Raw genomic sequence first — 14809 nt, forward strand, 5'->3', positions numbered from 1 at the left:
AAAACGTTCGATTTTCGCACATACCCACACTTGAGCACGCCGCATCGCCCATGTTCACATTGCTGTTCGTTGCCTTCCTGCTGACCGATATCGCCGTGCGCCTGTGGCTGGCTACGCGCCAGATCCGCCATGTCGCGCGCAACCGCGACCAGGTGCCGTCCGAATTCTCTCACCGTATCGGGCTGGCCAGCCACCAGCGGGCGGCGGACTACACCGTGGCGCGGGTCAAGCTGGGCATGCTGGAACGCACCTACGACGCCATCCTGCTGGTGTGCCTGACCCTGATGGGCGGACTGCAGCTCATCGACCTGATGGTGGCCCAGATTACCAGCAACGACTTCCTGCGCCAGATGCTGCTGCTGGTCGTGGTGGCGCTGTTGCTGGGCGTGCTGGGCCTGCCCTTCACGTTGTGGCGGCAGTTCAAGCTGGAAGCGCGCTTCGGCTTCAACCGCATGACGCCTGGCCTGTTCATCGCCGACGCCGCCAAGGGCCTGCTGGTCGCGGCGGTGCTGGGCCTGCCGCTGGCGGCCGCGGTGCTGTGGCTGATGGGCAGCGCGGGCGCCTACTGGTGGGTGTGGGCCTGGGCGCTGTGGACCGCGTTCAACCTGGCGCTATTGATCGTCTACCCGATGTTCATCGCCCCGCTCTTCAATAAATTCACGCCGCTGTCCGACCCGGAGCTGGCCGGCCGCATCCAGCGCCTGGCCCAGCGCTGCGGCTTTGCGCTCAACGGCCTGTTCGTGATGGACGGCTCGCGCCGCTCCGCCCATGGCAATGCCTACTTCACGGGCTTCGGCCGCTCGCGCCGCATCGTGTTCTTCGACACCCTGCTGGCGCGCCTGAACGGCGACGAGATCGAAGCCGTGCTGGCGCACGAGCTGGGCCATTTCGCCAAGCGCCACATCGTCAAGCGCATCGTCTTCAGCTTCGCCGCCGCGCTGGTTTTCTTCGCCATCCTGGGCTGGATCTCGCAACAGCCCTGGTTCTACGTGGGACTGGGCGTCATGCCGCAACTGGGCGGACGCAACGACGCCATGGCGCTGCTGCTGTTCTTCCTGGTGATCCCCGTCTTCACTTTCATGCTCACGCCCGTGGCCAGCTGGTACTCGCGCCGCGACGAGTTCGAAGCGGACCGCTACGCGGCCGAACAGAGCTCGCCGGAACGCCTGGTGTCCGCGCTGGTCAAACTCTACGACGACAACGCCGCCACCTTGACTCCCGACCCCGTGCACTCCGCCTTCTACGACAGCCATCCCCCCGCCGCCGTGCGCATCCGCCACCTGACGGCGGCCGCTGCATGACCGCGCCGTCCAACGAAGGCCGCATCATCGCCGCCCACGGGCGCCACTACACGGTGGAGCTCGCCGACGGCACGCTGCGCAAGTGCTTCCCGCGCGGCAAGAAGGCAGGCGCCGCCGTCGGCGACCGCGTGCGCATCACCCCCCAGGGCAAGGACGAAGGCGCCATCGACGCCATCCTGCCGCGGCGCAATCTGCTGTACCGCTCGGACGAAATGCGTTCCAAGCAGTTCGCCTCCAACGTCGACCAGTTGCTGATCGTGGTCGCCGTGCAGCCCACGTTTTCGGACGACCTGACCGGCCGCGCCCTGGCCGGCGCCTGGAGCGCGGATATCGCGCCCATCATCATCCTCAACAAGACCGACCTGGCGGACGAACTGCCGGCGGCGCGCGCGCGGCTGGCGCCGATCGCCGCGCTGGGCGTGGACGTGATCGAACTCAGCGCGCTGGAACCCGAAAAGGTGCATACGCTGCTGGCGCCGCGCCTGGCCGGACACACCAGCCTGCTGCTGGGCCAGAGCGGCATGGGCAAGTCCACGCTGCTCAACGCCCTGGTGCCCGACGCGGCCGCTCCCACCCGCGAGCACTCCACCGCGCTGGACATGGGCAAGCACACCACCACCAGCACGCGGCTCTATCACCTCCCCGCGCCGGGCGGCGACCTGATCGACTCGCCGGGCTTCCAGGCCTTTGGCCTGCAGCATCTGAGCCGTGAGGACATCATCCGCGGCTTCCCGGAGTTCACCAAGCCCATCGAGGAGTGCCGTTTCTACAATTGCACCCACCGCCAGGAACCCGGCTGCGGCGTGGTCGCGGCCTTGCAGGCGGGCGCAATCGATCCGGCGCGCTACGCCTTGTACCAGCGCATCCTGGAAGAAAACCTGGCGGGACAGCAGCGCTACTAGCGTGTCGTCCAATGGGAACCTGCTGCGGAGTCCGACACACACTCCCCTGGACGTCCCGTAATTGAATACGGTCCCTGTACGGGGCCGTATTCATTGGCAGCGAAAGCCGGAAACCAAGGCCGGCTTGCGGCGGGGATCAACGGGGCGTAAAGCCGTGGCGCAGCAGATGGTAGAGGTTGCGCAACATGCCGGCTGTCGCGCCCCAGATGAAATGCTTGCCGTACGGCATGCCGTAGTACTGGCGCACCCGGCCGTCGTCCAGACGGGCCTCGTACAGCCGGTGATTGGCGGGATCCATCAGGAAGGACAACGGCACTTCGAATACTTCCGCCACCTCGAAGGCGTCGGGCGCCAGGTCAAAGCCTGGACGCACCAGCGACACCACCGGAATGATGGAGAACCCCGTCGCCGTCAGATACGGCGGCATGCTGCCCAGCACTTCGACGTGGTTGGCGGGCAGCCCGGTTTCTTCCTGCGCTTCGCGCAAGGCCGCGGCCTCCGGCGTGGAGTCGCTGGTTTCGATGCGCCCGCCCGGAAAGCTGATCTGGCCGGCATGGTCATGCAGGTGGGCGGCGCGCTGCGTCAGCATGATGTGCACGCCGTTGTCGCGCGTTACCAGCGGAATCAGCACCGCCGCAGGCACGGGCACGCCTTCGCGGCCCGGATAACGCAGGTCGGTGTCGCGCGACAGCTCCAGCGTCCAGGTGGACGGCTGGCTGAGCGTGCCCCGCAACGAATCCGGGGTCAACAGGCTGGCGGGCACGGCCGGCAAGGACGCGTTGGCCACCACCCAGGGTTGCGTCGCCGGATCGAAGCCGGGACGCGCCAGCGGCCGCCGGGGCCGCGGGGAAGACGAGGAATCAGACATACGTCTCTGCAAAAGACTCTGCAAAAAGAAAAAGGCACCCTCGCAGGTGCCTTTTTAACCCGGAAACCCGTGCCGAACGAAAACGCTGGATGGCGTGAGCGTCCGACACTGGTAGGGCCGTGTGCCGATAAGCGATCAAGCCGCCGAGGCTTGCTTGCTGACCAGCTTTTCCTTGATACGCGCCGACTTGCCCGAGCGGTTGCGCAGGTAGTACAGCTTGGCGCGGCGCACGTCGCCGCGGCGCTTGACTTCGATGCCGGCGATTTGCGGCGAGTACAGCTGGAACGTACGTTCCACGGCTTCACCCGACGAAATCTTGCGCACGGTGAACGCGGAGTTCAGGCCGCGGTTGCGCTTGGCGATCACGACGCCTTCGAAAGCCTGCACGCGCTTGCGGGTGCCTTCAACGACGTTCACGCTCACGATGACGGTGTCACCAGGAGCAAATTCAGGCTTGGCTTGACCGCCGGTCAGGCGGGCAATTTCTTCCTGTTCCAGGATAGCGATAAGGTTCATGAGAACTCCTAGATCATCATGTCTTTGCGGACTAAAACTTTTGCCGTTCGATGTTGTTCACGCGGCTTCTGCAGGATTGCGCTATAAGCACAAGCCCGCATCCATCGCGTGTTGCACGGCCAACTGACGCTAAGGCCAGCTCCCGTTGCATGTGCCGCAAGCAGAGGATGAGATTTGGCAAACCAATGATTCTACACCAAAAATCGCTCCGGGCATCAGGTAACATGGCCCCGGTTCTCGCGGTTTGGAGTACCCTTCCGTCTTCTGTAACAAACACGTCATCTGGCGCTGTTCCTTCATGTCGTATTCGTCCCTGATATTGGTCGTCCTGGCGGCAATGGCCCACGCCACGTGGAATCTGCTCGCCAAGCGCGCGGCCATGGTGGGCGCTCCCTTCGTCTTCGCCTATGGCCTGTGCGCCTCGGTACTGTATGCGCCGTGGGTCATCTGGGTGCTGTTGCACGACGGCATGACCTGGACCTGGCCCGTGGTCGGCGCCATCCTGACTTCCAGCCTGTTGCATCTGGGCTACAGCCTGTGCCTGCAACGCGGGTACCAGGTGGCCGACCTGTCTGTGGTCTACCCCATCGCACGGGGCACCGGGCCGCTGCTGTCCACCACCGGCGCCTTTCTGCTGCTGGGCGAACCCGCCACCAGCACCGGCATCATCGGCATGCTTTGCGTAGTGGGCGGGGTGCTGCTGATCGCAACCCAGGGCCGCCTGGCCATTTTCAAGCAGGCCCAGGCCTGGGTGGGCGTGCGCTGGGGCGTGGTGATCGGCCTGTTCATCGCGGCCTATACCGTCGTCGACGCCTACGGCGTGAAGGTGCTGCTGATCAGCCCCGTGCTGTTCGACTGGTTTACCTGCGTGACCCGCACGACCATGATGGCCCCCCACATGCTGCGCCGCCGCCCCCAGTCCTGGGAGGCCATGCGCGGGCACTGGCATCTGGCGCTGGCCGTGGGCCTCTTGTCGCCGCTGGGCTACATCCTGGTGCTGTACGCGCTGCGCAACGGCGCGCCGCTGAGCCTGGTAGCCCCTGCCCGGGAAATGTCCATGATGCTGGGCACCCTGGCCGGCATGTTCCTGCTGCGCGAAAAAGTCGGACCGGGCCGGTTGGCTGGCTGCCTGGCCATCCTGGCGGGCGTCGTTCTGCTGGGTTCAAGCTGACGAACCCTGCTCCGGGCAGTTCCGGCTGGCGGGGCTGGCGCGTACCGGTTACGCCTTGCCTGCCGGCTACCGCCGGGCATCCGACCGTTCAGAATCCGGCGGCCGCGCCCAGCCACATCAGGCCAGGAATGATCGCGCCCCAGGCCAGCACCATCACCACATCTATCACCATGGCCTTCATGGTCACTTGAGCCGTCACGGGTTCCACCGTGGCGTTACCCAGGCTGCGCTCGCGCGCGGCAGGCGCGGCGGCAACCGCGGCCTCGACCGGTGCTGCGGGCGCAGGCATCGGCGCGGCGACGGCCGGGCCTGCCGGCGCGCCAGCCTCGGCCGGCGCGGGCGGGAACGGCCAGCGAGCCGGCGCGGAGCCGGGCCGCACGCGGCGGCGCGGCTCGACATCGGCCCCGGAGGTGTTCCAGGGCAGCGCCATGCCGGCCACCCGGGCGCACCAGGCGCGGGCGCGGTTCGTGCCGCGGCGCAGCGGGTTCAGCGTAACGACGAGTTCGTCCGACAAGACGGAAATATCAGCGGTGTTCATGGGAACTCCTAGGAAAGACGGTCCAGCGCCAGGCGTAGCCCCCCGGCAGGCATCCGCGGCGGCAGCCGGCGGTCAATCGAACAATGACAACTGGCCTGCGGCCATGGCTTGCAACTGGCGCGCTGCGCGCCCGTGCGCGCCGCCGGCTGCGGGCGATACGGCGGGAAAAGGGACCCCTGAAGACGCTTGCGCGCCAACCGGGGATAGGAAATCGGCAGCCTTCGCCGCAGTTGCGGCAGGAGGCAGGAAACGGTCGCAGTCCAGCGCCAGGCGATGGCGGTTCAGGCCCAGCTTGCGCGTGGCGATGGTGAACCGCTGACGCAGCAGATCCGCCCAGACGCCGGTTCCGCGCATGCGCGACCCGAAGTTGGGATCGTTGCGGCGGCCATTGCGCAGGTCTTCGATGCGATGCAGGACGCGCTGGGCGCGGTCCGGGAAATGGGCGTTGAGCCAATCCTCGAACAGGGTCTTGACCTCCCAGGGCAGGCGCAGGACGGTGTAGCTGGCATAGTGCGCGCCGGCCGCCTTGGACTCCTGGAGGATGTGCTCCATGGACTCGTCGTTGATGAACGGGATGATGGGCGCGACCAGCACGCCGACCGGCACGCCGGCGTCGGTCAGGCTGCGCACGGCTTCCAGCCGGCGCCACGGCGCGGCGGCGCGCGGTTCCAGCGTGCGGGCCATGCCGGCGTCCAGCGTGGTGATGCTCATGTACACCACCACCAGCTTCTGCTCGGCCAGCGCGGCCAGCAGGTCCAGGTCGCGGGCGACCAGCGCGTTCTTGGTGACGATGGTGAGCGGATGGCGGGTTTCCAGCATCAGTTCCAGCAGGCCGCGCGTCAGCCGCCATTCGCGTTCGATGGGCTGGTAGGCGTCGGTGGCGGAACCGATGTTGATGGGAGACGGCTTGTAGCCGGGCCGCGCGAGTTCGGCGCGCAGGGCCTCTACCGCGTTGGCCTTGGCCACCAGCCGGGTTTCGAAGTCCAGCCCGGGCGACAGGCCCAGGTAGGAATGCGTGGGCCGGGCGTAACAATAGACGCAGCCATGCTCGCAGCCCCGGTACGGATTCACCGCCACGTCGAAGGGGATATCGGGCGAATCGTTGCGCGACAGCATCTTGCGCGCTTCTTCAGCAGTGACCGTGGTCTTGGGAGCGGCGGGCGCTATGCGCGCATCCGGCAGGATGGGAATGACGCGGGCGGCTTGCTCGCCGGCGGCAGCTTCGGGGAAATTATCGGGGACGGAATCTATGAAGTCGGCGGGCAGGCCGGAGGAGGACCAGCCGTCGTCGACCTGCACGCGGTCATCGCGCTGAAAGCGATGCCGAACATTAGTAACCGCACCCCGACCGCGCAAGGCGGCGGGGGCGGCAGCCGGGGACCCAGAACCGGCGGGAAAAGAATGATCGGTGCGTGCCATGAAAACTACTGTACAAAAACACAGTGGTTTTGACAAGCACCAAAAGCCTTTTCGTAAGACAGCCCCACTTTACCGCAAGACGCCGGCGCCGTCCGGACAAATCGATTTCACCAGGCGAGATCGCCCGGAAACCCGCGCCAATACTGGATCTAGCAGAAAAACAACAGGTCCCGCAGGGGCTGGAAACCCGTTGTTTTCCGGCCTCTTGCGGATTAGCGCAACATGCCTGCCGCAGCAGTCTGATGCGTGGCCTCGTCGATCAGGATGAATGCGCCCGTCGCGGGCACATCGGCATAACGATCAACCGCCAACGACTCGCGCGTGGTGAGCGTGACGCGTCCGATGTCGTTCATGCGCAGCGTGCCCTCGGTGTTCTCCACTTCCTGCAATTCGTGGATGTCACGATGCGACAGCACCGCGCGGATCTTCGCCGAGGTCAGGCGCGTACCCGCCTTCAACAGATACTTGCGCGCGGGATTCAAGGCCTGCGCATCGAGCCAGCACAGCTCGGCTTCGAATTCGCGCGCGACCTGCGCCGGCGCCGACGCATGCACGATCACGTCGCCGCGCGACACGTCCACGTCGCGATCCAGCACCAGCGTGATCGAGTCGCCCGCCACCGCCTCATCCAGCGCGCGGTCGAAGGCGCGCACTTCGCTCACAACAGCCGTCACGCCCGAGGGTTGCACCGTGATCTCGTCGCCCGGCCGCAGCACGCCGCTGGCGACGCGGCCGGCATAGCCGCGGAAGTCATCCTTGCGACTGCCGTCATGGCGTGCCACCCATTGCACCGGAAAGCGCAGCGGCAAGGCGCGGCCGTCGCTTGCCAGGTCCAGCGATTCCAGCAAGGCCAGCAAAGGCTGCCCGTCGTACCACGGCGTCTGCGGCGACAAGGTGACGACGTTGTCGCCATTGAGCGCCGACAGCGGCAAGGCGTCGAAGTGCTCGATGCCCAGCTTGCCTGCCAGATCCGCATAAGCATCGCGGATGCGCTCGAAGACGGCGCGGTCCCAGTCCACCAGGTCCATCTTGTTGACCGCCACCACGATATGGCGGATGCCCAAGAGGCGCGCGATGGTGCTGTGCCGCTTGGTCTGCGGCAGCAGCACGCCGTCGGCCGCGCGGGTGGCGTCGATCAGGATGACGGCCACGTCGGCGGTTGAAGCGCCCGTGACCATGTTGCGCGTGTACTGCTCGTGGCCCGGCGCGTCGGCGATGATGAACTTGCGCGCGGGCGTCGAGAAGTAACGGTAGGCGACGTCTATGGTGATGCCCTGTTCGCGTTCGGCCTCCAGGCCGTCGGTCAGCAGCGAAAAGTCGATGCCGTCGCCCGCCACGCGCTTGTGCTTGGCGCGCGAGATCGCGTCCAGCTGGTCGGCGAACACGCCTTTGCTGTCATACAGCAGGCGGCCGATCAGCGTCGATTTGCCGTCATCCACCGAGCCGGCGGTGATCAGGCGCAGCACGCCCGTATCGGCGCCGGAAAGAAAAGAATCGTTGAGTGCGTTCATGTGCGTTCCTGGTCGCCGGCTGATGCCGGCGTGTCAAGCGATCAGAAATAGCCTTCCTTCTTGCGGCGCTCCATCGAGGCCTCGGAAGTCTGGTCGTCCATGCGCGTGGCGCCGCGCTCGGTAATGTCGGTCACCGCTGTTTCGGCGATGATGGCCCGGGTGTCGGCGGCATCGGACGCCACCGGGCAGGTGCAGGAGATATCGCCCACGGTACGAAAGCGCACCTGCAGGCGTTCGACCTGTTCGCCATCCTGCGGCGGGGTCAGCCGCGTGACCGGCACCAGCAGGCCCTTGCGGCGCACGACCTCGCGCTGGTGGCTGTAGTAGATCGACGGCAGCGCCAGCTGCTCGCGCTGGATGTACTGCCAGACGTCCAGCTCGGTCCAGTTCGAGATCGGGAACACGCGCATGTTCTCGCCGCGATGCACGCGGGTATTGAACAGGTTCCAGAGTTCCGGACGCTGCGCCTTCGGATCCCATTGGCCGAACTCGTCGCGGAACGAGAAGATGCGTTCCTTGGCGCGGGCCTTTTCCTCGTCGCGGCGCGCTCCGCCGATGCAGGCGTCAAAGCCGAATTCCTCGATCGCCTCCAGCAGCGTCACGGCCTGGGCGGCATTGCGCGAATCGGTCTCGCGGCGCAGCACCACGCTGCCGCGCGCGATCGAATCCTCGACGCTGCGCACGATCAGGGTCTCGCCCAGTTCTGCCGCGCGCGCATCGCGGAAGGCGATCACTTCGTCGAAGTTGTGGCCGGTGTCGATGTGCATCAGCGGGAACGGAAAGCGTCCCGGCCGGAATGCCTTCTCGGCCAGGCGCAGCAGCACCACGGAGTCCTTGCCGCCAGAGAACAGCAGCACGGGCTTCTCGCTTTCGGCGGCCACCTCGCGCAGGATGAATATTGCTTCCGATTCCAGCCAATCCAGGTGGCTGCGTTGGATCACTGCAGACATATGCACTTCCCCTAAAACAGATTTCGAATTCGTGGGCCGCATCAGTCGGCGCGCGCCGCGATGCCGATGACCCGGTTGCCCGCATGCAGGCCGCATTCCTTGGAGTCCGACGACTCCCACCACCAGCGCCCTGCCCTGAGGTCCTCGCCCGGACGGATGGCGCGGGTACAGGGTTCGCAACCAATGGACGGGTAGCCTTGGTCATGCAGCGGGTTGTACGGGATGCCCAGCGCGCGGATGGCGGACCAGACTTCCTCTTCGCTCCATTCGGCCAGCGGATTGAACTTGTAGAGGCCGAAGGTCTGGTCGTGTTCTTCCAGCGGCAGTTCGCCGCGGGTGGTGGATTGCGCGCGCCGCTGCCCGGTGATCCAGGCGCCGCGTCCGGCCAGCGCGCGCTTGAGCGGCTCGACCTTGCGGATCTGGCAACAGGCCTTGCGCAGCTCCACGCTTTCATAGAACGCATAGGCGCCGTGTTCGGCGACGTGCTGCTCGACCGCGGCCGCTATCGGCCGGTACACGGAGACCTCGCGGCCGTAGCGTTCGCGCACGGCGTCCAGTACGCCCAGCGTTTCGGCGTGCAGCCGGCCCGTGTCCAGCGTAAAGACTTCCAGGTCCAGGCCGGCGCTGTAGATGGCGTGCGTCAGCAGCATGTCCTCGGCCGCCAGCGAGGACGCCAGCGCGGCGTCCGGGTAGCGCTGCTGCACGTCGGCCAGGCGTGCGCCCAGCTCGCGCCAGCGCGCGGCCAGGCCCGACTCGAGTTCAGGCAAAAGATCGGTAGTGCTCATGATTGCGTCGCGAAAATGCGCGCCCGCCGCGGACGCGCCAACAGAATTTCGCCATCGCGCAGGCCCAACTCCCGGTACAGGGACTCGGGCACCTCGGCTTCGATGATGGCGTCGGAATCCTCGCTCGCCAGCTCCAGATAGGCGCTGGGCCCGGCAAGGAAGGCGTGTGCCAGGCGCACCGGAATGCCGTCAGCTCCGGCACGGTAGCGCTCGACTTCGAACTCGTGCGGCCGTACGTAGGCCGTGGCGCGCTGCGCTTCGGCCTGCGCCAGCTCTGGCGCGGGCAAGGACAGGCCGGCGCCGTTCCAGACGCCCCGCGTGGCAAAGCCCTGCAACTGGTTGACGTCGCCCAGGAAGCCGTAGACGAAGGGCGTGGCCGGTGCTTCCCAGACCTCGCGCGGCGTGCCGACTTGCTCGATGCGGCCCGAGTTCATCAGCACCACCCGGTCAGACACTTCCAGCGCTTCTTCCTGGTCATGGGTGACGAACACGCTGGCCACATTCAGCTCGTCGTGCAGGCGGCGCAGCCAGCGCCGCAATTCCTTGCGCACCATGGCGTCCAGCGCGCCGAAGGGCTCGTCCAGCAGCAGCACCCGCGGCTCCACCGCCAGCGCGCGCGCCAGCGCGATACGCTGACGCTGGCCGCCGGAGAGCTGCGCGGGATAGCGATCGGCCAGCCAGTCCAGCTGCACCAGGCCCAGCAGGTCATGCACCTTGCGCTGGATCACGTCCTCCGAAGGACGCTGCGAGCGGTGCTTGACGCGCAGGCCGAAGGCCACGTTCTCGAACACCGTCATGTGCTTGAACAGCGCGTAGTGCTGGAACACGAAACCGACCTGGCGCTGGCGCACGTCCACCGCGGTAGCGTCTTCGCCCGCGAACAGCACGCTGCCGGAATCAGCCGACTCCAGCCCCGCGATGATGCGCAGCAGCGTGGTCTTGCCGCAGCCCGACGGGCCCAGCAGCGCGACCAGCTCTCCCGTCTCGATATGCAGCGAGACGTCGTTGAGCGCGCGGAACTGGCCGAAGCGCTTGGATAGATTGCGGACTTCGATACTCATGCTTGTCTCCTGTCAGGCCAGGGCCGGCTTGATGGCGGCCGGCTGGCCGGGATACTCGACCGGCAGGTCGGCGGCCTGCTGAAAGCGCGCGTTGCGCCACTCGACGACGTTCTTGGCCACCAGCGTCACCAGCGCCAGCAGGGCCAGCAACGACGCCACGGCGAACGCCGCGGAATACTGGTACTCGTTGTAGAGAATCTCGACGTGCAGGGTCATGGTGTTGGTCAGGCCGCGGATCTGCCCGGACACCACCGACACCGCGCCAAACTCGCCCATGGCCCGCGCGTTGCACAGGATGGCGCCGTACAGCAGGCCCCACTTGATGTTGGGCAGCGTGACGCGCCAGAAGATCTGCCAGCCGTTGGCGCCCAGGGTCAGCGCAGCCTGCTCTTCCTCGCTGCCCTGCGCCTGCATCAGGGGGATAAGCTCGCGCGCCACGAACGGAAAGGTCACGAAGAGCGAGGCCAGCACGATGCCCGGCACCGCGTAGACGATCTTGATGTCATGTTCCTGCAGCCAGCCGCCGAACCAGCCCTGGGTGCCGAACAGCAGCACGAACACCAGGCCGGCCACCACCGGCGACACCGAGAACGGCAGGTCGATCAGGGTGATCAGGAACTGCTTGCCGCGGAACTGGAACTTGGTGATCGCCCAGGCCGCGGCCACGCCGAACACCAGGTTTACCGGCAGCGCGATGGCCGCCACCAGCAGCGTCAGTCGGATGGCGGACAGCGCGTCCGGCTCGACGATGGCGTCCAGGTACAGCTGCCAGCCCTTCTTGAAGGCTTCGGCGAATACCGCTGCCAGCGGCACCAGCAGGAACAGCGCCAGGAATCCCAGCGCGATGAAGAGCAGCACGCCGCGCACCCAGCGCGGCTCGGTCAGATGGGCGGGACGGTCCGCGGCGCTCATGCGAGCCTCCCGAGGTTGCGGCGGGCCTGCCAGCCCTGCAGCAGATTGATGACGAGCAACAGCGCGAAGGACAGCACCAGCATCACCGTGGCAATGGCGGCAGCGCCCGCGTAGTCGAATTCCTCGAGCTTGGCGATGATCAGTAGCGGCGTGATCTCGGACACCATCGGCATGTTGCCGGCAATGAACACCACCGAGCCGTACTCGCCCACCGCGCGTGCAAACGCCAGCGCGAAGCCCGTCATCAAGGCGGGCATGATGATGGGCAGCAGCACCCGGCGTATGGCCTGCCAGCGGTTGGCGCCCAGGCTGGCCGCGGCCTCCTCGATTTCGCGCTCCACGTCTTCCAGCACCGGCTGCACCGTGCGCACCACGAACGGCACGCCGATGAAGATCAACGCGATCACGATGCCCAAGGGCGTAAATGCCACCTTCCAGCCGAACCAGTCGGCCAGCGGTCCGCCCAGCCAGCCCTTCTGCGAATACAGCGAGGTCAGCGCGATGCCCGCCACCGCCGTGGGCAGCGCGAACGGCAGATCCACCAGCGCATCCAGAATCTTCTTGCCCGGAAAGCGGTAGCGCACCAGCACCCAGGCCACCACCGTGCCGAACACCAGGTTCACCAGCGCCGCGATCAACGACGCGCCGAAGGTCAGCTTGTACGAGGCCAGCACCCGCGGCGCGGTCACCGCGTCCCAGAAGCCTTGCCAGCCCAGGCCCGCGCTCTTGATCGGCAAGGCCGCCAGCGGAATGAGCACGAGGATGCTGAGGTACAGCACCGCGTAGCCCATCGAGATGCCGAATCCGGGCAGCACGCCCGGGCTGTTGCGCCGAAAGGCAAAAGGCGCTTGCGCGCCGCTTGCCACCGGGTTCGAGGCTGTCGTCATGGCCGTCGTCCGATCGTCAGATGCTTATTTCTTTTGCGGCAGGTAGATCTGGTCGAAGGTGCCGCCGTCGCTGAAGTGGTCCTTCTGCGCCTTGCGCCACCCGCCGAAGATCTTGTCGTCGATGGTCACGAGCTTGACCTTGGGAAACTTGCTTTCGTACTTGGCGGCCACGGTCTTGTCGATGGGCCGGTAGTAGTTCTTGGCAATGATTTCCTGCGCGGCGGGCGTGTAGAGGAATTCCAGATAGGCCTGCGCCGCGGCGCGGGTACCCTTCTTGTCCACGACCTTGTCGACCACGGCCACCGGCGGCTCGGCCAGGATGGACAGCGACGGCACCACGATGTCGAACTTGTCCGGACCCAGCTCTTCCAGCGCCAGGAAAGCCTCGTTTTCCCAGGCCAGCAGCACATCGCCCACGCCGCGCTCCACGAAGGTGGTGGTGGCGCCGCGCGCGCCAGTGTCCAGCACCGGCACGTGCTTGAGCAGGTCGCCCACGAAGGCGCGGGCCTTGTCCTCGCTGCCGCCGTTCTTCTCCAGCGCATAGGCCCAGGCGGCCAGGTAGTTCCAGCGCGCCCCGCCCGAGGTCTTGGGATTGGGCGTGATGACCTGCACGCCATCCTTGACCAGGTCGTCCCAGTCCTTGATCTGCTTGGGGTTGCCCTTGCGCACCAGGAACACGATGGTGGAGGTGTAGGGCGAGCTGTTCTGCGGCAGGCGGGCCTGCCAATCGGCAGGCAGCAGCCCACGGTCGGCAACCGCGTCGATGTCATAGGCCAGCGCCAGCGTCACCACGTCGGCTTCCAGGCCGTCGATGACGGAGCGCGCCTGGCGGCCCGAACCGCCGTGCGATTGGCGGATGGTCAGGTCGACGTTGGCCTTGTCCTTGTATTGCTTGATGAACGCATCATCGATGGCGCGATACAGCTCGCGGGTCGGGTCATATGAGACATTCAGGAGCGTCTGCTTCTGCTGTGCCTGCGCCGGCGCAATCGCGGCAAACGACATCGTCACTGCGGCCAAGGCGGCCAACCAACCGGCTTTCCTGAAAGACATCCCATGCTCCCTGTGTTCGGCAATGTGGGAGCAAGTGTGCTGGCTGGGCGTTCTGAACGGAACGAATCATTATTTGGTTGCTCATCGCTCGCAGGCATATAGGACCGGTGTCCCAGCAATGGGAATTTGCCCTGGCCCCATGCGCGCCCCAATGAAAAACCGCCGCCTCCCCAAGGGGCAGGCGGCGGTTGCTAACGGAGACCCGCCCCTTCGATTTCCGAATTTACTTATTCGGCTGAGGCGTAATGCGCAGATAGGGACGCACGGCCTTGTAGCCCTTCGGGAATTTCTGCTTGATCACGGCCTCGTCCTGCAAGGACGGAACAATGATCACATCGTCGCCGTCTTCCCAGTTCACCGGCGTGGCCACGCTGTGGCTGTCGGTCAGCTGCAGGGAGTCGATGACGCGCAGGATCTCGTTGAAGTTGCGGCCGGTGCTGGCCGGATACGTGATGGTCAGGCGCACCTTCTTGTTGGGGTCGATGATGAACACCGAGCGTACGGTCAGCGTGGCGTTGGCGTTCGGATGGATCATGTCGTAAAGCTCGGACACCTTGCGGTCCTTGTCGGCCAGGATCGGGAAGTTGACCTTGGTGGACTGCGTGTCGTTGATGTCCTCGATCCACTTGGTGTGCGAATCGGTGCCGTCCACGGACAGCGCCAGCACCTTCACGTTACGCTTGGCGAATTCGTCGGCCAGCTTGGCGGTGTAGCCCAGTTCAGTGGTGCAGACGGGCGTGAAATCGGCCGGGTGCGAGAAAAGAACACCCCAGCTGTTGCCCAGATACTCATGGAAGCGGATCGGCCCTGCCGAAGATTCCTGTTCGAAATCAGGGGCGGTGTCGCCCAGGCGTAGATGACTCATGGTGTCTCCAGTGTGCGGATGCAGGTTGGGGGCTGGCCGCCCGTCGCGGCGGGCAGCGCAGGAAAAGCGT

15 protein-coding genes are annotated in these 14809 nt (G+C 66.0%); 3 read left to right on the forward strand and 12 right to left on the reverse strand.

The features are described 5' to 3' along the window. Positions 1-50: 50 nt before the first annotated feature. Together AC1RHV_RS20960 and rsgA are read left to right on the forward strand one after the other, a co-directional pair. Positions 51-1301, forward strand: coding sequence for a M48 family metallopeptidase (locus AC1RHV_RS20960; protein ID WP_054450959.1), 1251 nt, complete (start codon positions 51-53; stop codon positions 1299-1301). After that, complete coding sequence (rsgA, locus tag AC1RHV_RS20965; RefSeq protein WP_054450957.1) at positions 1298-2203, forward strand: ribosome small subunit-dependent GTPase A; 906 nt, start codon at positions 1298-1300, stop codon at positions 2201-2203. The genes AC1RHV_RS20960 and rsgA overlap by 4 nt, the downstream gene beginning before the upstream one ends. 136 nt (positions 2204-2339) lie before the next feature. Here rsgA and AC1RHV_RS20970 read toward each other — a convergent pair whose 3' ends face one another. After that, a complete protein-coding gene (locus AC1RHV_RS20970) occupies positions 2340-3071 on the reverse strand; it encodes a CoA pyrophosphatase (RefSeq protein ID WP_119450892.1) in 732 nt (243 codons plus the stop codon). A 135-nt stretch (positions 3072-3206) separates the two neighbouring features. After that, positions 3207-3587 carry a 50S ribosomal protein L19 gene (gene rplS, locus AC1RHV_RS20975; RefSeq protein ID WP_006218237.1) on the reverse strand — a complete coding sequence of 127 codons (381 nt, stop codon included), beginning with the start codon at positions 3585-3587 and terminating at the stop codon, positions 3207-3209. 298 nt (positions 3588-3885) lie between these two features. Between rplS and AC1RHV_RS20980 the strand changes: the two genes are divergently transcribed. Further along, positions 3886-4758 (forward strand): EamA family transporter, encoded by an 873-nt coding sequence (locus tag AC1RHV_RS20980; protein ID WP_054450952.1) that lies wholly within the window; start codon positions 3886-3888, stop codon positions 4756-4758. Between the two features lie 88 nt (positions 4759-4846). Here the strand turns inward: AC1RHV_RS20980 and AC1RHV_RS20985 are convergent, their stop codons facing one another. The 10 genes from AC1RHV_RS20985 to AC1RHV_RS21030 form a co-directional block, all read right to left on the reverse strand. Continuing rightward, positions 4847-5296, reverse strand: coding sequence for a hypothetical protein (locus AC1RHV_RS20985; RefSeq protein ID WP_054450951.1), 450 nt, complete (start codon positions 5294-5296; stop codon positions 4847-4849). 72 nt (positions 5297-5368) lie between these two features. Then, complete coding sequence (locus AC1RHV_RS20990) at positions 5369-6715, reverse strand: PA0069 family radical SAM protein (RefSeq protein ID WP_175162835.1); 1347 nt, start codon at positions 6713-6715, stop codon at positions 5369-5371. Positions 6716-6927: 212 nt separating this feature from the next. After that, the gene (locus AC1RHV_RS20995) at positions 6928-8226 is read right to left on the reverse strand and encodes a sulfate adenylyltransferase subunit 1 (RefSeq protein ID WP_310531087.1); all 1299 of its coding nucleotides are present in this window, start codon (positions 8224-8226) and stop codon (positions 6928-6930) included. 41 nt (positions 8227-8267) lie between these two features. After that, positions 8268-9176, reverse strand: coding sequence for a sulfate adenylyltransferase subunit CysD (gene cysD / locus AC1RHV_RS21000; protein ID WP_059379315.1), 909 nt, complete (start codon positions 9174-9176; stop codon positions 8268-8270). Between the two features lie 41 nt (positions 9177-9217). After that, complete coding sequence (locus AC1RHV_RS21005) at positions 9218-9961, reverse strand: phosphoadenylyl-sulfate reductase (RefSeq protein WP_492301895.1); 744 nt, start codon at positions 9959-9961, stop codon at positions 9218-9220. Further along, positions 9958-11022 carry a sulfate/molybdate ABC transporter ATP-binding protein gene (locus AC1RHV_RS21010; protein WP_492301897.1) on the reverse strand — a complete coding sequence of 355 codons (1065 nt, stop codon included), beginning with the start codon at positions 11020-11022 and terminating at the stop codon, positions 9958-9960. The genes AC1RHV_RS21005 and AC1RHV_RS21010 overlap by 4 nt, the downstream gene beginning before the upstream one ends. Before the next feature lie 12 nt (positions 11023-11034). Beyond that, positions 11035-11934, reverse strand: a complete 900-nt coding sequence (gene cysW / locus AC1RHV_RS21015; protein ID WP_054450940.1) for a sulfate ABC transporter permease subunit CysW — start codon at positions 11932-11934, stop codon at positions 11035-11037. Continuing rightward, positions 11931-12821, reverse strand: coding sequence for a sulfate ABC transporter permease subunit CysT (gene cysT / locus AC1RHV_RS21020; RefSeq protein ID WP_492301898.1), 891 nt, complete (start codon positions 12819-12821; stop codon positions 11931-11933). Before cysT ends, cysW begins: the two co-directional genes overlap by 4 nt. A gap of 24 nt (positions 12822-12845) precedes the next feature. Continuing rightward, complete coding sequence (locus AC1RHV_RS21025; RefSeq protein WP_225589316.1) at positions 12846-13826, reverse strand: sulfate ABC transporter substrate-binding protein; 981 nt, start codon at positions 13824-13826, stop codon at positions 12846-12848. 271 nt (positions 13827-14097) lie between these two features. Then, on the reverse strand, positions 14098-14739 hold the full coding sequence (locus AC1RHV_RS21030; protein WP_042792543.1) for a peroxiredoxin: 642 nt from the start codon (positions 14737-14739) through the stop codon (positions 14098-14100). Positions 14740-14809: the final 70 nt, after the last annotated feature.

The organism is Achromobacter sp. GW823-FHT04E03 (assembly GCF_058796095.1).